Source organism: Bradyrhizobium icense (assembly GCF_001693385.1).
In the GTDB taxonomy this organism is placed as follows: domain Bacteria; phylum Pseudomonadota; class Alphaproteobacteria; order Rhizobiales; family Xanthobacteraceae; genus Bradyrhizobium; species Bradyrhizobium icense.
This window is the reverse complement of record NZ_CP016428.1, coordinates 1288135-1311150: the sequence shown is the minus strand read 5'-3', so window position 1 is coordinate 1311150 and position 23016 is coordinate 1288135. Positions and strand designations below refer to the sequence as shown.

Here is a 23016-nt window from a genome sequence, read left to right as displayed (position 1 = left end):
CACGCCATGGCCCGCGTCTACGTCTCCACCGTCGTGAACGCCCGCAACGACCGCGTCTGGGCGCGCGTGCGCGACTTCAACGGCCTGCCGAACTGGCATCCCGCGATTGCGGAGAGCCGCATCGAGGGCGGCGAGCCCGCGGACAAGATCGGATGCGTGCGCGACTTTCGCCTGCGCAACGGCGATCGTATCCGCGAAAAGCTGCTCGGGCTCTCCGACTACGACATGTTCTGCACCTACTCCATCCTGGAGTCGCCGATGGGCGTGGAGAACTACGTTGCAACGCTGCGGCTGACGCCCGTGACCGACGGCGACCAGACCTTTCTGGAATGGACTGCCGAGTTCGACTGCGCGCCCGAGCGCGAGAACGAACTCGTCAGCAACATCGGCACAGGCGTGTTCCAGGGCGGATTCGACGCGCTCAAGCGCGCTTTCGGAGGCTAGCGTGCCGCATATCGTCAAAAGCACGATCCTCGACGCGCCGACCGGCGCGGTCTGGAATGCGCTGCGCGATTTCAACGGCCACGACCGCTGGCATCCCGAGGTCGCCACCAGCACGATCGAGCGCGCACAGGCCGCCGACAAGATCGGCTGTATCAGGCGCTTCAAGCTGCAGGACGGCTCGGAGCTGCGCGAACAGTTGCTGGCGCTATCCGATCTCGAACAGACCTTCAGCTACTGCCTGCTCGACACGCCGATTCCGATGTTCAACTATGTTGCCCATGTCCGGCTGCTGCCGGTCACCGACGGCGATCGCACGTTTTGGCATTGGGAATCCAGGTTCACCGCGCGGCCTGCCGATGCCGAGCGCCTGACGCAGATGGTCGCGGAACAGATCTATCAAGCCGGCTTCGACGCCATTCGCCGGCACCTGAAGGAGGCCGCATGAAAGCGGAGGCGAAGCCATGCCCGTCACGGTGAAGACATTCGCGAATTTTGGCGAGGCGGCCTCGGCGTTGTCGTCCGACCGCAGCGCCCGCTATCTCGGCGGCGGCACGCTCGTCATGCGCGCGCTCAACGAGGGCGATATCTCGATCTCGACCGTGGTGCGTGCCACCGACCAGGCGCTGGCGCGGATCGACGTCGCAAGCTCGCGCGTTACGATCGGCGCCGGCGTCACCTTCGCCAGGATACTGGCCGAACGCGAGCTTGCGTTTCTGCACGCACCGGCACGTTCGATCGGCGGCCCTGCGGTGCGCAACATGGGCACGGTGGGAGGAAATCTGTTCGCGCCGAATCCTTATGGCGACTTTACCGTCGCCCTGCTGGCGCTCGACGCCACCGTCTCCGTCCAGGGCGGCCTTGGCGCCCGCGACATGCCGATCGAGGAGTTCCTGCAATCCCGCGAACGCCAGAGCGGCGCGCTGGTGCTGACCGTCTCCTGTCAGCGACCCGCAAGCCCCGATGCCTTCCGCTATCGCAAGATTGCCCGCATCAAGCCGAAGGGCGGCTCCGTGATTACGCTGGCCGCGCATCTGCCGGTCAGCGGCGGCCGCATTTCAGGTGCACGCATTGCGCTCGGCTCGATGGCCGCGACGCAAGTTCGCGCCAGAGCCGCCGAGCGGGCGCTAGAGGGACGCTCGCTTGACGACTCCGCGATCAATGCTGCTGCGGCGGTGGCCGCCGAAGGCGTGTCACCCGCAGACAATGCGCTGGGTAGCGCCTGGTATCGTCGCGAGATCGTCGGCGTTCATCTTCGCCGCCTGTTGTCCGGTCTGGAGTAAGCCGTCATGACCAAGACCGCCCTGCAATTTCGTCACAATGGCCGCGACGTCGCGCTATTCGTCGACGGCGGCGTCAATCTCCTGGTCGCGCTCCGCGAATCAATCGGCGACATGACGCCAAAGTTCGGCTGCGGCCAGGGCGGCTGCGGCGCCTGCAGCGTGCTGATCGACGGCGAGCTGCACCTCTCGTGCTTGACGCTGGCGGAAACCGTAAACGGGCGCGCCGTCGAGACCCTCGACGGGCTGAAGGACGGCCCCAATCTGCATCCGCTGCAGCGCGCCTTCATGGAGCATTTCGCGGCCCAGTGCGGCTACTGCACGCCGGGCATGCTGATGGCGGCGAAAGCGCTGCTCGACCGCAATCCGTCGCCGAGCCGCGCCGAGGTCATCGAGGCGATCTCAGGCAATATCTGCCGCTGCACCGGCTATGAGCCGATCATCAACGCCGTCCTCGCCGCCGCTTCGAGCGGTCGCGCCCGCGCCTAAAGGACACCGCCATGCTGGAATTGCGCAAGGACATCTTCGCCGACGAGCGCGACGATAATTTGAAAGAGATCGGCAAGGGCACGCAGCGCCAGGACATGCTCGGCCATGTCACGGGCACTTCGACCTATTTCGACGACCATAAGCTGCAGGGCATGCTGCATCTGAAAGTGCTGCGCAGCCCACACGCGCATGCCCGCCTGCGCCGCATCGATACGATGGAAGCGGAACGCTCGCCGGGCGTTCGGCGCATCATTCGCGGGCCCGACGTGCCGCGCAATCTCAACACCCTGCTCAGCCTGATCAATTTCGGCAAGGACGACGAGCCGTCGCTCGCGGTCGACAAGGTCCGCTACAAGGGCGAGCCGATCGTCGCCATTGTCGCCGACAGCCCGCGTGAAGCCTATGAGGCGATGGCGAAAGTGCGCGTCGATTACGAGCCGCTGCCTGCGGTGTTCGACGTCGAGGAAGCCTTGAAGCCGGGCGCGCCCGTCGTCAACGAGGTCTACCCTAAAAACACATTCATCTATCACGACGTCTACGATCATCAGAAGCTGCGCTTCGGCGACGTCGAGCGTGGCTTCGCGGAAGCCGATCACGTGCTCGAACAGCGCTACCAGATGTCGCCGATCGAGCATGCGCCGACCGAAACCAATGGTTCGATCGCAGCGCCCGATACGAATGGACGCTACGTCGTCTATACCTCGACGCAAGCGCTGTTCTTCTCGCTCGACACCTGCGCAAAAATCCTCGACGTGCCCTCCAACACCTTCCACTTCATCGGCGGCACCGTCGGCGGCGGTTTCGGCGGCAAAGTGGATACGCTCACCGAACCGCTCGCCATTCTCGGCGCAATGCTGAGCGGGCGTCCGGTCCGCTATCAGCTCGGCCGTGAGGAGGAGATGCAGTTCGGCTCGCCGCGCGGCGCCGAGCGCATCTACATCAAGGACGGCGTGATGCGCGACGGGCGCATCGTCGCCCGCAAGATCCGCGCCTATTTCGACAGCGGCGCCTATACCCGGCTTTCGAGCTACGCCGTGGTCAAATGCGTGGCCCACCTGCCCGGCCCCTATACGATCCCCAACGTTCATGGCGACGTCTATTGCGTGTTCACCAACCGCACGCCCGCGACCGCCATGCGCGGTTTCGGCGTCACCGCAATGGACTTCGCGCTCGAATGCCAGATGGACAAGCTCGCCCATCTGGTCGGTATCGACCCGATGGAGTTTCGCATTCTCAACGCCTACCGCGACGGCGACATGAAGGCGCACCGGCGCGAGGCCAAGAACACCGCGCTGATCGAATGCGTGCAGGTGGCCGCCGAAAAGGCCAAATGGCCGCTTCGTGAAGAGATGAAGCGGATGTCGTCGCGCAGAGACGGCGGCGGCAGCCGGGCAGCGATATCGCCGACGCCGCTCGAACCCGTACTGCAACGCGCCGCGGTTTCGCAACAGCGAACCACCTACGATCGCGCGCCTCCTGCACCGATCCATGAACCGCCGCCTCCCGCGCCACCACCTCCTCCGAGGCCGCCCGCTCCGTCGCCGTCACACGGTGCCACGCGCTTTTCTTCCGTCTTCGGCACCAGGAGACGCTGACCATGGCAAAGCATCGCGGACGCGGCATGGCTTCGATCAACTATCCGATCGGAATGAACCTTGGCGGCGATCCCAGCCAGGCTCTGGTTCATTCCAACCCCAGCGGCAAGTTCACGGTGTCGCTGTCGTCGATCGATCTCGGCCAGGGCATGAAGTCCGTGACGCGGCAGATCTGCGCGGAGACACTCGGCGTGCCGGTCGAAGACGTCTATGTCGACACCGCGGATTCCGACACCGGCCCGCACTGCATGGGTTCGTTCGCCTCGCGCGGCACGCACCGCGTCGGCAACGCGGTGATGGCGGCGGCCAGGGAGGCGCGCGGCGTCATGATGGAAGCTGCTGCGGAGGAATTGGAGGTCAATGCCGCCGATCTCGAGACCGACGGGCGCGGCAGTATCCACGTCAAGGGCGCGCCGCACCGCTCGATCTCCACCAAGGATGTCGCGATCGCGGCGCAGTTCAAGCAGGGCAAGACGATCTCAGGCCGCGGCATTTTTCTGGTGCCGTTGTCCGAAGTGAATCCCGAGACCGGCGAAATGTCGCCGGCGACCTGCTATGCGCACGCCTGCCTGGTCGCCGAGGTCGAGGTCGACGACGAGACCGGCGAGGTTGCGATGGTGCGCATGGACAGCGCCTATGAACTGGGCCGCGCGCTCAATCCGCGGCTGGTGGAGCAGCAGCTCGTCGGCGGCGCATGGATGGGAGTGAGCCACGCGCTCTTTGAAACGCCCGAACCCTATTATCCAAATCCGGCGCACGGTCCGCGCGATTTCGTCGAATATCTCATGCCCGGCCCCGGTGACATCTGCCCGCATGATATCGCGGTGCTGGAACGCCCTGCAGCCGACGGGCCGTTCGGCGCCAAGGGACCGGGCGAGATGTGCGCCAACCCGGTTCTGCCCGCGGTTGCCAACGCCATCTTCAATGCGGTCGGCGTGCGGATGGATGAACTGCCGATCACGCCGGAAAAAGTGTTGCGGGCAATCAAGGCCCAAGGCGGCGCGCGGCCGCAGGCGCGGCGCTGAGGTCTTTCCATGACGATCCGCTCAAACATCGTCGGCATCGACAGCCCCGAAGCGCTCGAACGTGCCTTGCGGACGGCGTATTACCTCGCCGACGACGGTCTCGCGACGGCGGCCTATCTCGCGCTTGCGCTCGGCAAGCCGCTGCTCTTGGAAGGCGCGCCGGGTGTCGGCAAGACCGAAGCGGCCAAGGCGATCGCCGCCGTGCTCGGCCGCCGCCTGATCCGCCTGCAATGCTACGAGGGCATCGACGCATCCGCCGCGCTTTACGAGTGGAACTATCCGCGCCAGATGCTCGCGATCCGGCAGGCCGGCGAGGAAAGCATCGACATCTATGGCGAAACCTTCCTGATCGAACGGCCGATGCTGGCTGCCCTGCGCGCGCCTGACTCCACTGTGCTGCTGATCGACGAAATCGACCGCGCCGATCAGGAGTTCGAGGCGTTTCTGCTCGAATTCCTTTCCGATTTCCAGATTTCGATTCCGGAGCGCGGCACCGTCCGTGCCGCCGAGCGCCCTGTCGTCGTGCTGACCTCGAACCGCACCCGCGACCTGCACGAGGCGTTGCGCCGCCGCTGCGTCTATCACTGGATCGATTATCCCACCGCTGAGCGCGAGGCGCGTATCGTCATGATGCGGGCGTCGAGCGTTGCGGAGTCAACCGCTCGCGCCGTCGTCGCCGCCGTCGGCCAGCTGCGGCGGGAACCGCTGAGCAAAGCGCCGGGTATCGCTGAAGCCGTGGACTGGGCGGAGGCGGCCACGCTGTTGCATGAACGCGGCGCCCGCTGGCCGGATGCCTTCAAGCGCTCTGTCGGCGTCGCGCTCAAGGACGAGGAGGATCTCACCTTCATCTCCGGCCGGCTCGATGCACTCATTGCGGAGGCTGCCGCGTGAGCGACGCACTTCAACTGCCGCGTCCTATTGGCGTCTTCGTGTCCTTTGTCGCCCTGCTGCGCGCCAACGGCTTTGCGGTTGCGCCGGAACAGACCACGGCATTTCTCTCGGCGATCGAGCTGCTGGGGCCGCGCAGCATCGACACCATCCGTCAAGCCGGGCTCGCGACGCTCGCCCCGCCACCCGAGCGGCGAGCGACCTACGACCTGCTGTTCGACATCCATTTCCTCGGCAGCGAAGCAATCGATCATGCCGGCGCCGAAGACGAGGAAGTCGTTCGCCTGCAGGAGGAAGGCCGCGGCGTGGACGAAACATTGCTGGCCGATGAAGTCAGCGAGTCCGGGCTTGCCGCCGCCCGCGCGGAGGCGCTGGTCGAACGCCGCTTCGCGCCGGGCGTGACCGGCGATGTCTTGCGAAAACTGTCGCGCGAAGCGCCTGCGCGGCTGCCGCGGCGCCGCGGCCACCGGCGCATGCGCGCTCGGCGCGGTCCCTGGGCCGATCTGCGGCGAACCTTGCGCGAGAGCGTGCGCAACGATGGCGAAGTGCTGCGGCTCGGCCGTCTCAAGCGGCGCGCCCGGCCGCGCAAGGTGCTGCTGCTGGTCGACGTCTCCGGTTCGATGAAGGGACGCACGGACGACAACATGAAACTCGCCCACGCGGTGGTGCATGCGGCTCCCAACGTCGAGGTATTCACCTTCGGCACCCGGCTCACCCGCGTTACCCGGGCGCTCCGTCTGAAGCGCCGCGAACAGGCGCTGTTCGCCGCCGCTCATCTGGTTAGCGACTGGGACGGCGGCACCCGCATCGGCGATGCGCTGCAGGCGTTTCTGGCCGTGCCCCGGTTCGGCGGCTATGCCCGCGGCGCCGCGGTCGTCATTCTGTCCGACGGCCTCGAGCGCGGCGACCCCTCCGCCCTGCGCGATGCCGTCGCAAAATTGTCGCGGCGCGCCTGGCGCCTGAGCTGGTTGACGCCGCTGGCGTCAGGCCCCGGCTTTCAGCCGCAGACCGAAGCGCTGATCGCGATCCGCCGCTTCGTGGATGATCTGGTCGACGGCGGATCCACCGCCGCGATCGTCTCCCACGTTCTCTCGCTCGGACAAAGGAAAGCCGCGTGACCGATATCGTCGATGCCCATCACCACATCTGGCGCCAGGCCGACCTGCCCTGGCTTGTCGGCCCGATGCAGCCGCGCATCTTCGGCCCCTACGAGCCGATCCGCCGCGACTATCCGATCGAGGAATATCTCGCCGATCTCGCCGGCTCCGGCGTGGCGCGGTCGGTCTACGTGCAGACCAACTGGGCCAATGATCGCTTCGAGGACGAAACCGCCTGGGTGCAGCAGACCGCGAAAGAGCATGGCTGGCCGCACGCCATCGTCTCCTACGCCGATTTCAATGTCGACGATGTCCGTCCACAGCTCGATCGTCTCGCACGCTATCCGCTGGTGCGTGGCGTGCGCATGCAACTGCACTGGCACGAAAACCCGCTCTATCGCTTTGCGGCCCGGCCCGACCTCTGCGCCGATCCAAAGATCCGGCGCAACATCGCGCATCTCGCCCACTATGGCTTCAGCTTCGATCTGCAGGTGTTCGCGCCGCAGATGGAAGATGCCGCGGGACTCGCCGAATCCTGCCCCGATGTGACCTTCATCTTGCAGCACGCCGCCATGCTGGAAGATCTTTCGCCGCAGGGCCGATCCGCCTGGCGCGCCGGGATAACCCGGCTCGCGGCCTGTCCGAACATCGTCTCAAAGCTTTCCGGTCTTGGAACCTTCATCCATCGCAACGATCCCGCGCATATCGCCTCCATTCTCACCGATACGGTAGCAATCTTCGGCGCTGATCGCTGCCTGTTCGGCTCCAATTTTCCGATCGAAAAACTCTGGACCAGCTATCGCGAGTTGATCGACGCCTATCTTGCCGCAACAGCCACGCTTAGTGCGGATCAGCGCGACGCCGTTCTGCGCAAGACTGCCTTGCGCGTCTATCGGCTCGACCGATGACGGCGCACGCCAATCAAAGGAATATGGGAGGGAACATATGCCGCTTGAAATCAAGATCCTGGATTATGGGGATATCGAACTGGAATCGAGCTTTCTCGTGCTCGGCCGCGATTGCGGCCGGACCCGCCGTGTCCTGACGCTCGGCTTCCTGATCGTCGGCGGTCCCTATCCGGTCGTGGTCGACACCGGCTACCGCTCCAACCAGATCATGGAAACGCTGGGCATGCGCGGGCTCCAGTTCCACGAGAACATGATCGAGAACCAGCTCGCGCGCCACGGCGTGCGCATGGGCGACGTCCGCTTCGTCTGCCACACCCATCTGCACATCGATCACGCTGGCAAGGACGATCTGTTTCCGATGAACACGACGGTCGTGCTCAACCGCAAGGAGCTGGAATATTCCGTCTCGGGCCTGATGCATCCGCAATATCCGGCGCCCGACATCAAGCACCTGATCGACCGCCTGCACACAAGGAGCGCACTGCGTTTCCTCGATCTCGAGGTGACCGGGCCGATCGAACTGATGCCGGGCGTCTATTGCGATGCCGCCAACGCCCACACCGAGGGCTCGATGAACATCCACGTTCACACCGCCGACGGCATCGCCACCATCTGTGGCGATGTGATCTACGATTTCAACGACCAGATCGTGAACCCCTTCCACGAGATTCACGATTGGGAGCCGCGCACGACCGGCAATCACGGCACCAGCAAGCGCGCGGAAAAGGCGGCGATCAAGAAGCTACTGAGCAATTCGCGCTACCTGCTCCCGGTGCACGACCGACCGGCCAAGATCGAGGGCGGCATGGTGGTTGGCCGGCTGCACGATCAGGTGCCCGGGCCCGTGGTGCAGAGCCTGCCGCAGCGCCACTGGTTTCCGGCCTGAGCGCTGAAAGGACCGACCGATGACGCACGTCACGCTGCGCCCGGAATTCGAGACCCTGATCGACCCCTACGCGCCGGTCGGCCAGGTCGGCACCGGTTTTGAATTTACGGAAGGGCCGATCTGGCATCCGGTCCATCATTATCTCCTGTTTTCGGATATGCCGGCGGACGTGCGCCGGCGGTGGGACGCCAAGCGCGGCGTCGTCGAGGTCAAGCGCCCCTCCAACAAATGCAACGGCATGACCTATGACGCCGAGCTCAATTTGATCGTCTGCGAGCACGCCACCTCGTCCTTGATCCGCGAACGGCCCGACGGGCGCCGCGAGGTGATCGCCTCGCATTTCGAGAGCCAGGAGCTCAACAGCCCGAATGATGTCTGCGTGCATTCGAGCGGCGCGATCTATTTCAGCGACCCCTGGTACGGCCGCATGCCGGTCTATGGCGTCGAGCGGCCTCGCCAGCTCGGCTTCCAGGGCGTTTTTCGCGTGCCGCCAGGCGGGGGTCCGCCAAAACTCGTCGTCGATCGCCATCTGTTCGACCAGCCGAACGGACTTTGCTTCTCGCCCGACGAGCGCCTGCTCTACGTCAACGACACCGTGCAGGCGCTGATCCGCGTCTTCGACGTCGAAGCCGATGGCTCGCTCGCCAACGCGCGCGTCTTCGCCAACGGCATACGATCCGAGCTCGAGCCCGGCCTGCCCGACGGCATGAAGTGCGATCAGCGCGGCAATGTCTGGGTCACGGCACCCGGCGGCGTCTGGGTCTATTCGGCCGCGGGCGAGTTGCTCGGCAAGGTGCGCGTTCCCGAGCTCGTCGCCAATCTCACCTGGGGCGGACCTGATTTTCGCACGCTGTATCTGACCGCGACGCATTCGGTCTATGCGATCCCGGTTAAGGCCGGACCGCGCCACGAACCCTATATGAGCGGTCGGGCTTCGACCGGCCTAGATACGGCCTCCGCCCCGCCTGCCGCACCGCAATTGGCCAGCGGCGACATGCAGCTCCATCCGCGCCGCTGCGCGATGATCATTCAGGATTTGCAGAACGACGTGATCATGGAGGGCGGCGCGTTCGCCGATTCCGGCTCGCCGGTCCATGCGCGCCAGCAGCGGGTGGTCGACAATGTGCGCCGCCTTGCAGACGCTGCGCGGGCGCGCGGCGTCGTCATCATCCATGTCTGGTTCATCGTCGAACCGGGCGCGCCCGGGGTGACGCTCAACGCTCCCTTGTTCGAAGGGCTGGTCGATAGCGGCGCGATGGTCCGCGGGAGCTGGGGCGCCGCGCCGGTGCCGGGGCTCGAACCGCGCGCCGGCGATTTCGTGGTCGAGAAGATGCGGATGAGTGCCTGGGAAGGCACGCGGCTGGAGACCATCCTGAAGGCGACCGGCCGCGACATGATCATCAACACCGGTGCCTGGACCAACATGTCGGTGGAGCACACCGCCCGCACCGGTGCCGACAAGGGCTACTTCATGATCGTGCCTGAGGACTGCTGCTCGACCATGAACGCCGACTGGCACAACGCCTCCGTCAATTTTGCCATGCAGAACGTTGCCGTCGTCACCAACGCCGACGCGGTCGTCAGGGGATTGGGATGAGCGGCGCCCGGCCATGCCGAAACTCTTTCACCTGAGCTGCTCGCCGCGCGCGGATTCGGAATCTTCGGCCGCCGCGCGCGTCTTTGTCGACCGCTTCCGCCAGGCGCAGCCCGACTGGGACATCGACGTGATGAACCTGTGGCGGGATCACCTGCCGGAATTCGAGGGTTACGTACTGGAGGCCAAATATGCCCGCATCAATGGACGGGCCTTCACCGATTCACAGCGTGACGCCTTTGCGGTCACCGAACGCATCGCGCTCCGCTTCGCTCTTGCCGATCGCGTGCTGATCTCGACGCCGATGTGGAATTTCGGCATTCCCTACAAGCTGAAACAATGGATCGACGTAATCACGCAGCCCGGGCTCGCATTCCGCTTCGATGCGGCGCAGGGCTATCTGCCACTGTTCAACGACCGGCCGACGGTCGTCATTCTCGCAAGCGGCAGCGACTTCGTCACCGGCATGAATCGCGGCCGCATCGACATGGCGACGCCTTACCTGCGAGAGGCGCTGCGGTTCATCGGCGTCAGCAACGTGCGTTTCGTGCCGATGGGGCCGACCACCGGTCCGGCCGAGCCGATCCGCACCGCACGCGAAGGCGCGCATCGCCGGTTGGCCGAGATGGCCGCGAGATTCTGATCGGCAAGGTTGGCGAAATCGGAACATTTGCGGCAATATTGCGCTTTATCGGGCCGCGCCAAAGGAGACTTCCGTTGAAATGTTACGAGCTACAGGGACCGAGCGGAATCGATGGACTTGCCCTCGTGGACAAACCTGTGCCGACGCCCGGCGACGGCGAGGTGCTGGTCCGGCTCAAAGCGGCAACGCTGAATTACCGCGATCTCATCACCGTCAAGGGCGGTTACGGTTCGCGTCAGAAATTTCCGCTGGTGCCGGTTTCGGACGGCGCGGGAATCGTCGAGCGGGTGGGTCCGGGCGTGCGGGAATTCGCCGCCGGCGACCGCGTCATCGGCAGCTTCTTCGAAGGCTGGATCGGCGGTGAACCGAGCGAAGCAAAAATGCGCTCAGCCCTCGGCGGCTCGGTGGACGGCGTCCTTAGCGAGTATCGGCTCTTTCCGAAGCACGCGCTGGTCAGAACGCCGGAGCATCTCAGCGACATCGAAGCCGCCGCACTGCCCTGCGCCGGACTCACGGCCTGGAGCGCAGTGACAAAGCTCGGCGGCGTGAGGCCCGGCCAGACTGTTCTGACGCAGGGCACCGGCGGGGTATCCCTGTTCGCCATTCAGTTTGCCAAAATGTGCGGCGCGCGCGTCATCGCAACCTCGTCCAGCGATGCGAAGATCGAACGCCTCAAGAAGCTCGGTGCCGACTTTACGCTGAATTACAGGACGACACCCGACTGGGGAAAGAAGGCCCGCGAATGGAGCATTCACGGCGTCGATCTGGTCGTGGAGGTCGGCGGGGTCGGCACGCTGAACGAATCGATCCGGGCTGTCAGGATTGGCGGCACCATCGCCTTCATCGGCGTGCTCGCCGGGCCGCCGCCGCCCGACCTGCGGCTGCCATTGATGGTCATGCAGCAGCAGCGGCTGCAAGGCGTCACCGTCGGCTCGGTCGAGGATCTCCAGGCGATGGTGGATGCGATTACCGTCAACGGCATGAAGCCGGTGATCGACCGAACGTTCCGTTTCGATCAGGTCAGAGACGCATTTGCGCACATGGAGAGCGGCGCGCATTTTGGCAAAGTGGCGATCGAGATCGGGTGAAGCGCCATCGCGCTAACCCGCGGCCAATTCCGTCAGCGCCGCGCGCGGCCGGCCGGATCGCCGTTGTCGGACAAAACCTGGGCCGCGCCGCCGACGCCACGCCGGAAGGCTTCGTCGAACGTAACGCCGCGTACGTCCCAGACGTGCGTCCGGCCTTGCCAATCCATCCGCCAACGTGTGACCCAGCCAAGCTCACCGTCACTCCAGACCAGGTGTCCGACCAACGCAAGTTCCCCACCGTGCTCGGTCGCGAGCGGCGCCAGGGTCGAGGATGACACGGTATCGAGCTTCGCACCCTCGAGGCCCGCTTTCGCCAACGCCGCCGCGCTGGGCAGCACGATGGCCATCCCGCGCCTGTCCGCCGCCGCAAACAGCGCGTCTCGCTGCAAATCGGACGGGGTTCCATCGGCCGTGACAACAAATTTCCTCGGGCCGTTCTCCATCTCGACAAAAACGGCAAGCCGCGGACGTGGTGAAAGCCACGGCTTGAGGCCAAGCGCCTTGAGAACATCGTCGATTTTCTTTTCGTCAAAATCGACCGTCAGATCGTACGGCCGATCACGGGTGCCCTGCTCGTCACGAACAGGCTTACCCAAAAACTGGTCGCGATAGTTGAATGCCTTGACGAAACTTTTTGCGTTCGATTTGTAGGCCGCCAAACGGCGGTCGCCTGCGAGTTTCTGTGCGCCGGACACCTTGATCAGGACGTCTTCCAGACAGGAAGCAAAGCCGATGATGCGGTTGGCCTCGCCCTGCCCCGTTACGACAGTCTGCACCCGATATAGATCAGCGCCCGCCGCCAGCGCGCTAGCGCACCAAACCAGGGCTGTTGCAGAGAGCATGCTGACGATGGCGCTGACAGCACCAAGCCATATCAAAACAGGCCGGCGTCTCGTCATAGGCAGATCAACCACGGTGAGGCTTCCGCAATTCCTCAAGCTCTTGCCTTAGAACATTCCCAAATGCGAGCGTCAGAAAATATCGCTTCAAGAAAACCCTCCCGGCTGGTGGGCCTTCAACCTTAGCATTATGCATCTGGGCGCGGAGAAATACAGGCGCGGGTCCAGTTGCAGGTTCCGACTGCAAGATTTTGCCTGGTTTTGATGTCACTTCACGATCATCGGCGTTTTACCCAGGGATCCGCGATGCCGACGGTTTGCAAATTGGCGATGCGGCGCATACAACTCTTGCTGGTTCCAAGAATTGCTTCTATCGCCATTAGGCTTTAGATTTCCGCCATTCGCCTCGTCGAAAAATGGGCGCCGCCCGGCGCGCGCGAGAGCTGAACGTGATTTACAACCGAGCTGGGGTCGCCGCCTGAGGGAAAAAGCTGAGGGCTCGACTGCCGCTATGGCGAGACATGTGGATCGGCTGTAAGAGAGACCGCCCGCGCGAGACCGATGCCGCCCGCGCGGAAGCTGCAGCGAGCAGCCGGATGGAAATGAACGATGCGCGAAGACAAGAGCAAACTGCTGAGGTCGCTGACCATCGATCGCAGCACCGACAAGGTGGAACGACCGAAGCGCCGCTGGCTGCCGATCTCGGCGGCAGTTGCCGCCTGCGTCGTCGTCGCATTTGCCGCCTTTGCCGCCTTCGAATTGCGCAGGCAGGACCCTCCCAAAGAAACCTTATCGCAGGCCGCACCGCAGCCCGCCTCGCAACCGCAAGGGCCCCAGCAGGCCGCAACGAATGGCAAGGCGGCCGGCAGCCTGGCGGCCTCCGGCTATGTGGTGGCGCGCCGCAAGGCAACCGTTGCGGCCGAGATTACCGGCAAGGTGGTCGAGGTCTTCACCGATGAAGGCAGGACGGTGACCGAAGGGCAAGTCGTCGCGCGGCTCGACAGCGTGCTGGCTGAAAGGGACTATGAGCTGGCGCGCTCGCGTGTCGAGACCGCCGACGCCGCCGTCGCCGCGATCACCGCCGATCTGGAGGACGCGACCCGGATCATGTCGCGGGTACAGACATTGTCGCAGAAGAACTTTGCCACCGAGGCCGATCTGACCAAGGCGCAGGCTCGGGTCGGCGTGCTCAGCGCGCAATTGCGCCAGGCGCAGTCGCAACTCGAGACCGCCAAGATCGACGCCAAGCGCAGCGCTTCGCTGCTCGACAAGCACCAAATCCGCGCGCCATTCGCCGGCGTCGTCATCGACCGCAGCGCGCAACCCGGCGAGATGATTTCGCCGATGTCGGTCGGCGGCTTCACCCGCACCGGCATCTGCACCATCGTCGACATGGATTCCATCGAAATCGAGGTCGATGTGAACGAGGCCTTCATCGGCCGTGTCACTCCCGGCGGTGCCGTGAACGCGGTGCTGGATGCCTATCCGGACTGGACCATTCCCGCCTCCGTGATCGCGATCGTGCCGACCGCAAACCGCGAAAAGGCCACCGTGAAGGTCCGCATCCGCTTCGACAAGAGGGACCCGCGCATCCTGCCCGACATGGCAGTGAAGGTGAACTTTCTGCGCGAAGCCAAGGCAAACGGCGCCGCCGACGCCAGCGCCGCGAATTAGCTCCCGATCGATTCAAAGAGGAGACAAACGTGACAGCCGAACACCCGATGGTTCGCCTTACCGGCGTAAGCAAGCGTTTCACCAAGGGAAAGGAAACCATCTCGATTTTCGATCATCTCGATCTTGCGATTCCCCGCGGCGATTTCGTCGCCGTTATGGGACCATCGGGTTCGGGCAAGACGACGCTACTCAACCTGCTGGGCGGCATCGATCGCGTCGACGGGGGCGAGATCGCGGTGGCGGACCAGCGCATCGACGGTCTATCCGAAGGCGAATTGGCAGCCTGGCGAGCCGCCAATATCGGCTTCATCTTCCAGTTCTACAATCTGATGCCGATGCTGACGGCGGCGCAGAACGTGGAACTTCCGCTGTTGCTCACGAGATTGCGCAGCAAGGAGCGCGCCGATCGTGTTCACACCGCGCTTTCCGTGGTTGGGCTCGCCGATCGCGTCAAGCACCGTCCGCGCGAAATGTCGGGCGGCCAGCAGCAGCGTGTTGCGATTGCGCGCGCCATCGTCTCGGATCCGAACCTCTTGCTGTGCGACGAGCCGACCGGCGACCTCGACCGTCAATCCGCCGACGAAATCCTTTCGATCCTGCAACTGCTCAATGGCGAGCTCGGCAAGACCATCGTGATGGTCACCCACGATCCCGCGGCGGCAAACTATGCCAAGCGCGTCTTGCATCTCGACAAGGGCCGCTTCGTCGAACGGGAGCTTGCCGCGTGAACGACTTCGACCTGGTCCGGAAAAACCTGTTCCGCCGCAAATTGCGCGCAAGCCTGATGATCGTGTCGATCCTGATCGCCTTCATGATCTTCGGCGTGCTCGCCGGATTTTACCGCGCCTTCACCGCCGGCGAGGATGCCGCCGCCGCTGATCGGATGATCACGGTCAACAAGATCAACTTCACCCAGCCGATGCCGATCGCCTACTTCAACCGCGTAAAAGCGGTGGAAGGGGTGCGGCAGGTGACCTTCGCCAACTGGTTCGGCGGCTATTATCAGGACCCGAAGAACTTCATCATGGCGCTCGCGATCGAGCCAAACACCTATTTCGACGTCTATCGCAGCGAAATCGACGTTCCTCCCGAGCAGCTTCAGGCCTTCATACGCGACCGCGGCAGCGCGGTGGTCGGTGAAACGCTGGCGCAGAAGTGGGGCTGGAAGATCGGCGACCGCATTCCTCTCAATAGCAACATCTTCAGCCAGAAGAGCGGTGGTCACACCTGGGATCTCACCATTGCCGGCATCGCCAAGGGCAAGGCCCAGCACGTCGATACCAACTTCCTCCTGTTCCAGTATCCCTATTTCGACGAGACCCGCAGTTTCGGAAAAGACACCATCGGCTGGATGATTCTCCAGACCACCTCCCCCGAAAACAACGATCGCGTGGCCAAGGCCATCGACGCGATGTTCGCCAATTCCACGGCCGAGACCTCGACCGACACTGAAAAGGCCTTCGGCAAGGCCTTTGCGGCGCAGTTCGGCAACATCGCCCTGATCGTGCTGCTGGTGGTCGGCGCCGCCTTCGTCACCATTCTGATGATTGTCGGCAACACGATGGCGCTGTCGATCCGGGAGCGTACCCGCGAGATCGGCGTACTGAAGACGCTCGGATTTTCAGGCGCGCGAATCCTGACGATGGTGCTCGGCGAATCCGTGTTGCTGGCGCTGCTCGGCGGAATTCCCGGACTGGCGATTGCCGCGCTGATCGCCATGGCGCTGCGCAACAGCCTCGCCAACGTCGTGCCCGGTTTTGCCGTATCGCCGACCATAGCTCTGCAGGGGCTGGCGCTGATGATCGCGCTGGGGCTGATCACCGGGATCATCCCGGCGCTCAACGCCATGCGGCTCAAGATTGCAACCGCGCTCGGACGGGGATAGGCATGCGTTCGCTTTGGCTTCAAGTGGCGGCGGTCACCGCCATCAATCTCAAGAGCATCGCGCAGCGCCGCTGGCTCTCGCTTTCGACGGTGGTCGCGATTGCGCTGGTGGTGATCGTGCTGCTCGCATTCCTGGCGATGGCCAATGGCTTCCAGCGCACCATTGCGGGATCCGGCGCCGACGACATCGCCATCGTGCTGCGGGCCGGCTCGCAGGCCGAGATCAACAGCACGGTCAGCCGCGATCAGGTGCGGCTGATCGAGGATGGACCCGGCATCGCGCGCGGCAGCGACGGCAAGCCGCTGATCTCGCCGGAGCTCTATCTCGTGGTCGACGGCATCAAGCGCACCACCAAGACCAAGGCCAACCTGCCGCTGCGCGGGATCGGCGAGCAGGGCTCCGAGTTGCGCAAGGACGTTCGCATCACCGCAGGCCGCATGTTCAATCGCGGCAGCAACGAAGTGGTGGTCGGCAAGGCGCTGCTGCGGGAATTCGAAGGGCTGGACCTCGGCTCTACCGTATCGTTCGGCGCCACGCGCTGGACCGTCGTCGGCGTGTTCGAGGCCGGCGGCAGCGTGTTCGAATCCGAGATCTGGGCCGATCTCAACGTGGTGCAGAGCCTGTTCAACCGCAACAACATCGTGCAGACCGTGCGCGCGCGGCTCACCGGGCCGGCTGCGCTGAACGAGCTCAAAAGCTACAGCGACAACGATCCGCGGCTGAAGCTCGACGTCAAATCCGAAGCAAGCTACTTCGCCGAACAGGCGTCGCAAACTTCCGACCTGATTCAGAAACTCGGCTGGCCGCTGGCGATCGCGATGGCGCTCGGAGCCGTCGCCGGCGCGCTCAACACGATGTATTCGTCGGTCGCCGCGCGCGCCACCGAAATCGCAACGCTGCGGGCGATCGGCTTTGGCGGCTTCCCGGCTTTTGTCGGAACGCTCGCCGAATCGCTGTTGCTCGCCGTCATCGGCGGCCTGTTAGGTGCCGCCGCCACCTACCTGATCTTCGATGGCGTCACGGCTTCGACTCTTGGCGGCAACTTCACGCAAGTGGTGTTCGACTTCAAGCTGAGCCCGTGGCTGATTGCCGAGGGCGTGATGCTCGCACTGATCGTGGGCCTGATCGGCGGGCTGTTTCCGGCGCTACGCGCCGCGCGCTTGCCGATCGTTGAGGGCCTGTACGCGAACTGAACGCTCTATTCTCCCTTCAGGCCGGCCGCACGGATCACCTCGCCCCATTTCCGCGTCTCGTCGTCGATGAACTTGCCGAATTCGGTGGCCGAGCCGGCGCGTGCTTCCAGTCCCTGGGCGGGCAGCTTCTGTTTCACCTCGGGGTCGGCAAGCGCGCGATTGATCTCTTGCTGCATCCGCTCGACGATCGGCTGCGGCGTGGCTGATGGCGCCATGAAGCCGTACCATCCGGAAGCGACCACGTTGGGAAAGCCCCGCTCGCGCAAGGTCGGAGCCTGTGGGTAAATGGCGCTGCGCTCGGCGGAAGCGACGCCCAGCACGCGAAAATCGCCGCTCTGGATATGCGGCAACGCCGTGCTGATCGCAGTCAAGGTCGCATCGACGCGGCCGGCGAGCAGCTCCGTGTACGCCATCGCGTCGCCGCGGTACTGGACGTTGAGGCCCTTGACGCCGGCGTCCCTCAGCAGCAACTCGGCCGCCAGATGCGGTTGAGAGCCCGCGCCCGGCGAGGCAAAGGTCAGGCCGTCGGGCTGCGACTTGCCGTAGGCGATCAGCTCCTGCAGGTTCTTGAAGCGCGCCTTCGCGTTGACGATCAGAAAGATCGGCGCCATGACGGCCATCGCCACCGGCCGCAGGTCCTTGCGCGGGTCATATTTCAGTTGCCCGAACAGGGCTTCGGCCGTCGCATAGGGCGCCGCCGCGTAAAGAAAAGTGTATCCATCCGGCGCAGCGCGCGCGACCAGTTCGTTGGCGATGCGCGTGCCTGCGCCCGGCTTGTTTTCGACGATGAACTGCTGGTTGAGGCTGCGCCCGAGCTGCTCGGCCAGCATACGCAGCGAGATGTCGTTGGCCCCGCCGGCCCCGTAGGGCGACACCAGCCGCACCAGCCGCGTTGGCCAATTGCCCTCGGCGAACGCAGGTAAGCCCGGCCCTGTGGCGAAGGCGGCGGCGATGGTCCCCAGCAGAGTTCGGCGTGTGACTGTCATGAATGCCCCCGGGGCTTAAAAGGGCCGCCCGCAATAGCGGCGCAGCCGGCGTGTCCGTCCCATTTTCATCGAGCCTGCTTTGGCGCGATCGCATTGCTGGATCGCCGGGCTCTTCGTGTCATCAAGGCCGCAACGATAGAGACGCGCCTTCTATCGAACAATGTGTATTTTTTGACTGATTAATAAGCCTGCCCTATGAATGTCGGAAGCGACGCCGGGAGGACGCGGGCATGGCGATGGATGTGACACTGCGGCAGTTGCGCGCCTACGTCGCCGTATTGGAGGCCTCAAGCTTCTCGGAAGCCGCCAAGGCCATGCACTTGTCGCAGGCGGCGCTCTCAGGATTGATCAAGGAGCTCGAGAGCCGCGTCGGCGTCCGCCTCCTGGACCGCACCACCCGCAAAGTGTCTGCGTCCGCGGTCGGCGAGACCTTCGCGCCAATGGCGCGGCGCGTGCTCTCGAACCTGGACGAGGCGCTCGAAAATCTCACGAACCTCAAGGAGCTCCGCCGCGGGCTGGTCCGTGTCGCGGCGCCCGAAACGCTGTCCTGCACGCTGCTGCCGGAGCTCATCGCCGAATACAACAGCAGCCATCCCGGCGTTGACGTCCGCTTCGACGACGTGCCGATCCAGGAGGTGCTGGCCGGCTTGCAGAACGGCTCTACCGAAATCGGCTTCGGGCCGGCCGGTGTCGTTCCGGACCAATCGGTGGAAGTTCACATGATTTGCGCCGATCCGCTCTGGGTGGCGTTGCGCTGCGACGACCCGTTGACAAAAGGCAAGTCGGTCAGTTGGAAGGATCTCCGCGACCGGCCACTGCTCAACTACATGCCGAACATCGCCATCAATGTGCTGAGTAACGTACCGCCGCGGCATCATCCAAGGGAATTGATGCCGGTGCATCGGGTGAACACCGCCCTGTCCTTGCTGCGAGTGAGACAAGGCGCCGTGATCTGCCCCTCGATGGCGGAGCCGCTGGTGCGCGGCTTCGGACTGACGTTCCTGCCGCTGCTGCAGCCGGCCGTCAAATGGAAGATCGCAATGTTCGTACGACACAGCGCATCGCTCTCGCCGGCCGTGGAGAGTTTTCGCGACTTCACGCTGGATTTCAGCCCGAACTGGGCGGCCGTCGGAATCGAGCGCCGCCGCGCTGACGGGCGACAGAAGACTGTCTAGCGAAGGGCGTCGTCGGCACGTTGGAACGGCATCTCCGTTTACGCAAAACGCGGCCGGCTTCAGGCCAAGAACTCCACCGCGCCCGTTTCGAGATTGTACATGGCTCCGGCAATGTCGATGCTGTCTTTGGCTTCCAGCTCGGCAAGTATCGGGCTGCCTTTGCGAATGTTTGCGACAGTCATCTCGACGTTCGTTCGCGCGACAGCGTTGACGAAGTCGTAGTTCTTCGCGGATCGCTCGCCCGCGTATTTCGTCGCTTCGACTGCCGGTTTGATCTTGCCGAGCAATCCCGTCAGGTTGCCCAACTCGGCATTGTCGATCGCGCCCTTGATCGCACCGCACGCGGTGTGGCCCATTACGAGCACGACCTTCGCGCCGGCAAGTTTGCAGGCAAACTCGAGGCTGCCGAGAATATCGGCGTTCTCGACGTTGCCGGCGACGCGGCAGTTGAAGATGTCGCCGATGCCGAGATCCATGATCACCTCGGCCGGTGCACGGGAGTCGATACAAGTCAGCAACGCCGCGGCAGGATACTGTCCAGCGGCGCTTGCCTTCTGTTCACGAAGATAGTTGCGCTCCTTCCTTTCGCCTCTGCGAAAGCGCTGGTTTCCATTCTTCATGGCCTGGATGATTTGATCGGGCCTCATATTATCCCGCTGCGCCTTGGTCAGCGCGTCGGCATATGCCGGAATCACGAAGCCGCCGGCACCGGCCAGACCAAGAGCGGTTGCGCTACCCGCCATCTTGAGAAAATTCCGGCGACCTAAGCAGTTACAGTCTCGAGGATGTTCGTACTTTTGGCGCATATGCCATCTCCCACGAGTAAACGCTTCGACACAATGGCCTACCGTAATTCGAGCCTGCCAATCTCCAGAGCGACCTGTCGCTCGGAAGCAATCGGTTGCAGCGATATCCTCCGTTGCGAAACACCGATCAGCTTTGCGCCATTACCCAATTCAACTGGAGAATCTCCGCCCGCTCGGACGTAGTTTCCTCTCAGCGAGCCGCGTGGCAGCGAGGCGGTCGGCGCAAACACCACCCACCCCATCGAGGCCCCCCTCGCTCCGAACTCGAGGCCCACGACGTTGACCGTGCCTGAATATACGTGGGGCGGTCCATGATCGTCATGCTCGAATCGACATCGCATCTGTTGCTGCGATCCAACGGGCGCTTGCATCTTGCAGGTGAGCAGTCCGGCTTTCACCCCGCTTTGGGCGGCGGCTAGGGTCACGGCTAAGCAAACAAGAATGGCGATGGGCGGCAACCATGCATGTTTCATCGCAACGCCCCGTACGAACCAGGGTTGTAGGGGATTGGAACTGAGCGGCTAGCTGCGCTGTCAGCCGGAAACCAGTCGGCTTCACTTAGAACCGCAACTCCAATCCTCCCATTTCGTTGGCTTTCAGTGTCCGCTCAGAACCAGCGTCTTCACGGGAAGCAGCAAGGCCTGTATGCGCAAGAGCATCGCGTGCACCAGTCCTACGGCATCTACGGCGTGCAGTGTGAACCGCTTGAATGCGCCCGTCTCGTTCGAAACAATCCGGTCGTGGTTGCTGGTATAGGCGTTGACGATGCAACTGCTTCCAGGCGTGACGCCGTCGAGCCCGCCTTGATAGATGGGCTCCAGAAACGTTGTGATAGTGCCCGGGGCCCTCACCTGCTGCGCGTCGACCAGTTGCTCGCCGCCCCTGAACTGCCCCGCCGCGATATAATCTTGCACGCCCGTTACCACCATCGGAATAATCGTCCAGGGCTTTGAAATGCACGTGGCCTCGGCGACCATCCCGACCTTCATGACCTGCGCTTCGATTTGTCCAAACCCCGCTGAAAGCGCCCGTTGTCCCGCACCCTCGGGAATGAGGATGCCGGCAGGCCGCATCATCGGATTGACGATGTCTCCCACGCGCAGCGTGAACTGCTCCACGCGCCCCGCGACGCCCGCACGGATGTAGGTCTTGTTCAGTTCCACCTGCGCTTCGGCCAGCGCCGCCTCCGCGCTTGCCTTCTGCGCGGGTAGAAGAGCACTCACGTTGGTCATCGCCGATTGTTTCGAAGCCGTTGCGGCATCAACCGCGCTTTGACGGCCTGCGAGCAGCACCTCCAGCTTTTCGATGTCACGCTGGGGGACAATGCCAGGATTGCGCTTCTGGAGTTCGCGCTTGACGTCCAGTTCATCCGATGCCTGCTGATAGGCGCTCTTCGCCTCCTGGATCTGGGCGTCCGCCTTGAGAATATCCGCCTGAGCCGCCAGCAAAGCGGCATCGACCTCGGCGATCCTCCGCCGCGCCGTCTCCATTGCGGCTTCCTGCCTTGAGCTGTCGAGCTTGAAGATCACTTCACCCTTCTTGACGGGAGCGCTGAATCCGGCGTGAACTTCCGACACCCGGCCGACTGTCTCCGGAACGATCGGGACGGTCCTGAAGAACAGGGTCGCCGTAGAGGTGGACGGGTGAAAGTAGAAAATGACCGTAATCAGCCCCACCGTCAGCATGAGGCAGGTGACGATTCCCCACCTCAGTTCGAACCACACCGAATAGAACGTGATCTCCTTACCGAGGCGCTTGCCCTGCCGGTAGCGGCGATAAAGATAGTCAGGAACGATAGTCACCAAAGAGCAGAGGAGGAGCTCAAGCATGGCTGCGCACCTCGCTCTTGGCGGCGCGGGGTTTCGCCGTGTCCAATTCTTCTGCAGCATCCGCGTGAGGGCCACTTTCCGCGGTAATCTCGCGTGCTTCGTCACCGGATGGAGCGCCCGCGATTTTCTCGACCGATCCAGCAATCCTGCGCAGCGGCGTGCCGAAATCGGGCAGATCCACCATCGCAAGCAACAGCCCGATCACCCAAAAGAGGTGGTTATGCGTAAAGAGCGCCAGCAAGCCGAGCACAGCCACGATCTCGAATTGCAGCTTTTGCGACTTGTGCGCCATTCGCTCCGGCAACGAATGCAAGCGCAGATAAAAATTGCCGACCATCAGGACGGCGCCGATGAGAATGACGCCGACCACCACCATCAGAATATCGGTATCGCCCGGAGCGGTGATGAAGCCTGGCAGATGATGGGGGGCACTCGGATGAAGTGACTCGCTCACGGACCCCTCCATTCCTCGGCGAACCAACCTTGATAATACAATTTATTATAGCGCAACTTGTCAGAATCCAACATGGCGTTTTGACCGTAGCAAGCAGAAACGCGCAGTGCAACTTCGTCAACCATCGCCGTCAGGCGGGATCGTCGGTGCGTGATCTCTCGGTATGGCACGGTGGCAGACGCCTTTCGAAAAACCTCCGCCGATGGTTATGGGTCCCTGCGTTCGCAGGGACAACATCGAG

The 23016-nt window shown here is 63.6% G+C and carries 24 protein-coding genes; 18 read left to right on the top strand and 6 right to left on the bottom strand.

Annotated features, from left to right (window positions below):
• Nucleotides 1–6 precede the first annotated feature (6 nt).
• From LMTR13_RS06270 to LMTR13_RS06210, 13 genes are all read left to right on the top strand, one after another.
• Nucleotides 7–444, top strand: coding sequence for an SRPBCC family protein (locus LMTR13_RS06270; protein WP_057842976.1), 438 nt, complete (start codon nucleotides 7–9; stop codon nucleotides 442–444).
• 1 nt (nucleotide 445) lies between these two features.
• Nucleotides 446–889, top strand: coding sequence for an SRPBCC family protein (locus LMTR13_RS06265; protein ID WP_065727127.1), 444 nt, complete (start codon nucleotides 446–448; stop codon nucleotides 887–889).
• 16 nt (nucleotides 890–905) lie between these two features.
• Entirely contained in the window at nucleotides 906–1724 is an 819-nt protein-coding gene (locus LMTR13_RS06260; protein WP_065727126.1) for an FAD binding domain-containing protein, read from the top strand.
• 6 nt (nucleotides 1725–1730) lie between these two features.
• Nucleotides 1731–2210 (top strand): (2Fe-2S)-binding protein, encoded by a 480-nt coding sequence (locus tag LMTR13_RS06255; protein ID WP_065727125.1) that lies wholly within the window; start codon nucleotides 1731–1733, stop codon nucleotides 2208–2210.
• A gap of 11 nt (nucleotides 2211–2221) precedes the next feature.
• Nucleotides 2222–3805 (top strand): xanthine dehydrogenase family protein molybdopterin-binding subunit, encoded by a 1584-nt coding sequence (locus LMTR13_RS06250; RefSeq protein ID WP_065727124.1) that lies wholly within the window; start codon nucleotides 2222–2224, stop codon nucleotides 3803–3805.
• A gap of 2 nt (nucleotides 3806–3807) precedes the next feature.
• Nucleotides 3808–4830 carry a xanthine dehydrogenase family protein molybdopterin-binding subunit gene (locus LMTR13_RS06245; protein WP_065727123.1) on the top strand — a complete coding sequence of 341 codons (1023 nt, stop codon included), beginning with the start codon at nucleotides 3808–3810 and terminating at the stop codon, nucleotides 4828–4830.
• Between the two features lie 9 nt (nucleotides 4831–4839).
• Nucleotides 4840–5721, top strand: coding sequence for an AAA family ATPase (locus LMTR13_RS06240; protein WP_065727122.1), 882 nt, complete (start codon nucleotides 4840–4842; stop codon nucleotides 5719–5721).
• Nucleotides 5718–6836, top strand: coding sequence for a vWA domain-containing protein (locus LMTR13_RS06235; RefSeq protein WP_065727121.1), 1119 nt, complete (start codon nucleotides 5718–5720; stop codon nucleotides 6834–6836). The genes LMTR13_RS06240 and LMTR13_RS06235 overlap by 4 nt, the downstream gene beginning before the upstream one ends.
• Nucleotides 6833–7723, top strand: coding sequence for an amidohydrolase family protein (locus LMTR13_RS06230; RefSeq protein WP_065727120.1), 891 nt, complete (start codon nucleotides 6833–6835; stop codon nucleotides 7721–7723). Before LMTR13_RS06235 ends, LMTR13_RS06230 begins: the two co-directional genes overlap by 4 nt.
• A gap of 37 nt (nucleotides 7724–7760) precedes the next feature.
• Complete coding sequence (locus LMTR13_RS06225) at nucleotides 7761–8609, top strand: MBL fold metallo-hydrolase (protein ID WP_065727119.1); 849 nt, start codon at nucleotides 7761–7763, stop codon at nucleotides 8607–8609.
• A gap of 19 nt (nucleotides 8610–8628) precedes the next feature.
• A complete protein-coding gene (locus LMTR13_RS06220; protein ID WP_065727118.1) occupies nucleotides 8629–10206 on the top strand; it encodes an isochorismatase family protein in 1578 nt (525 codons plus the stop codon).
• A gap of 13 nt (nucleotides 10207–10219) precedes the next feature.
• Entirely contained in the window at nucleotides 10220–10846 is a 627-nt protein-coding gene (locus LMTR13_RS06215; RefSeq protein WP_065727117.1) for an FMN-dependent NADH-azoreductase, read from the top strand.
• Between the two features lie 74 nt (nucleotides 10847–10920).
• Nucleotides 10921–11934, top strand: a complete 1014-nt coding sequence (locus LMTR13_RS06210; RefSeq protein ID WP_065727116.1) for a zinc-dependent alcohol dehydrogenase family protein — start codon at nucleotides 10921–10923, stop codon at nucleotides 11932–11934.
• 32 nt (nucleotides 11935–11966) lie between these two features.
• Here the strand turns inward: LMTR13_RS06210 and LMTR13_RS06205 are convergent, their stop codons facing one another.
• On the bottom strand, nucleotides 11967–12776 hold the full coding sequence (locus LMTR13_RS06205) for a DUF2066 domain-containing protein (protein WP_236843443.1): 810 nt from the start codon (nucleotides 12774–12776) through the stop codon (nucleotides 11967–11969).
• Between the two features lie 606 nt (nucleotides 12777–13382).
• Here LMTR13_RS06205 and LMTR13_RS06200 point away from each other — a divergent pair.
• From LMTR13_RS06200 to LMTR13_RS06185, 4 genes are read left to right on the top strand one after another with little or no spacing between them, the layout of a single operon-like run.
• Entirely contained in the window at nucleotides 13383–14447 is a 1065-nt protein-coding gene (locus LMTR13_RS06200; RefSeq protein WP_065727114.1) for an efflux RND transporter periplasmic adaptor subunit, read from the top strand.
• A gap of 47 nt (nucleotides 14448–14494) precedes the next feature.
• Nucleotides 14495–15175, top strand: a complete 681-nt coding sequence (locus LMTR13_RS06195; protein ID WP_065727113.1) for an ABC transporter ATP-binding protein — start codon at nucleotides 14495–14497, stop codon at nucleotides 15173–15175.
• Nucleotides 15172–16332, top strand: coding sequence for an ABC transporter permease (locus LMTR13_RS06190; protein ID WP_065727112.1), 1161 nt, complete (start codon nucleotides 15172–15174; stop codon nucleotides 16330–16332). Before LMTR13_RS06195 ends, LMTR13_RS06190 begins: the two co-directional genes overlap by 4 nt.
• 2 nt (nucleotides 16333–16334) lie before the next feature.
• Nucleotides 16335–17525 (top strand): ABC transporter permease, encoded by a 1191-nt coding sequence (locus LMTR13_RS06185; RefSeq protein WP_065727111.1) that lies wholly within the window; start codon nucleotides 16335–16337, stop codon nucleotides 17523–17525.
• A gap of 5 nt (nucleotides 17526–17530) precedes the next feature.
• Here LMTR13_RS06185 and LMTR13_RS06180 read toward each other — a convergent pair whose 3' ends face one another.
• Nucleotides 17531–18511 carry a Bug family tripartite tricarboxylate transporter substrate binding protein gene (locus tag LMTR13_RS06180; protein ID WP_065727110.1) on the bottom strand — a complete coding sequence of 327 codons (981 nt, stop codon included), beginning with the start codon at nucleotides 18509–18511 and terminating at the stop codon, nucleotides 17531–17533.
• Between the two features lie 230 nt (nucleotides 18512–18741).
• On the opposite strand from LMTR13_RS06180, the gene LMTR13_RS06175 reads away from it, so the two are divergent.
• Nucleotides 18742–19686 carry a LysR family transcriptional regulator gene (locus LMTR13_RS06175; protein WP_065727109.1) on the top strand — a complete coding sequence of 315 codons (945 nt, stop codon included), beginning with the start codon at nucleotides 18742–18744 and terminating at the stop codon, nucleotides 19684–19686.
• 59 nt (nucleotides 19687–19745) lie between these two features.
• Here LMTR13_RS06175 and LMTR13_RS06170 read toward each other — a convergent pair whose 3' ends face one another.
• The 4 genes from LMTR13_RS06170 to LMTR13_RS06155 all read right to left on the bottom strand — a co-directional run bounded on the left by LMTR13_RS06170 (nucleotide 19746) and on the right by LMTR13_RS06155 (nucleotide 22775).
• The gene (locus tag LMTR13_RS06170) at nucleotides 19746–20429 is read right to left on the bottom strand and encodes a carbonic anhydrase family protein (protein WP_197521014.1); all 684 of its coding nucleotides are present in this window, start codon (nucleotides 20427–20429) and stop codon (nucleotides 19746–19748) included.
• 101 nt (nucleotides 20430–20530) lie between these two features.
• Nucleotides 20531–20863, bottom strand: coding sequence for a DUF992 domain-containing protein (locus LMTR13_RS43510; RefSeq protein ID WP_418219784.1), 333 nt, complete (start codon nucleotides 20861–20863; stop codon nucleotides 20531–20533).
• 225 nt (nucleotides 20864–21088) lie between these two features.
• Nucleotides 21089–22321: an HlyD family secretion protein gene (locus LMTR13_RS06160; RefSeq protein WP_065727106.1), complete on the bottom strand. Its 1233-nt coding sequence runs from the start codon at nucleotides 22319–22321 to the stop codon at nucleotides 21089–21091.
• Complete coding sequence (locus LMTR13_RS06155) at nucleotides 22314–22775, bottom strand: hypothetical protein (protein ID WP_065732470.1); 462 nt, start codon at nucleotides 22773–22775, stop codon at nucleotides 22314–22316. The genes LMTR13_RS06160 and LMTR13_RS06155 overlap by 8 nt, the downstream gene beginning before the upstream one ends.
• Nucleotides 22776–23016: the final 241 nt, after the last annotated feature.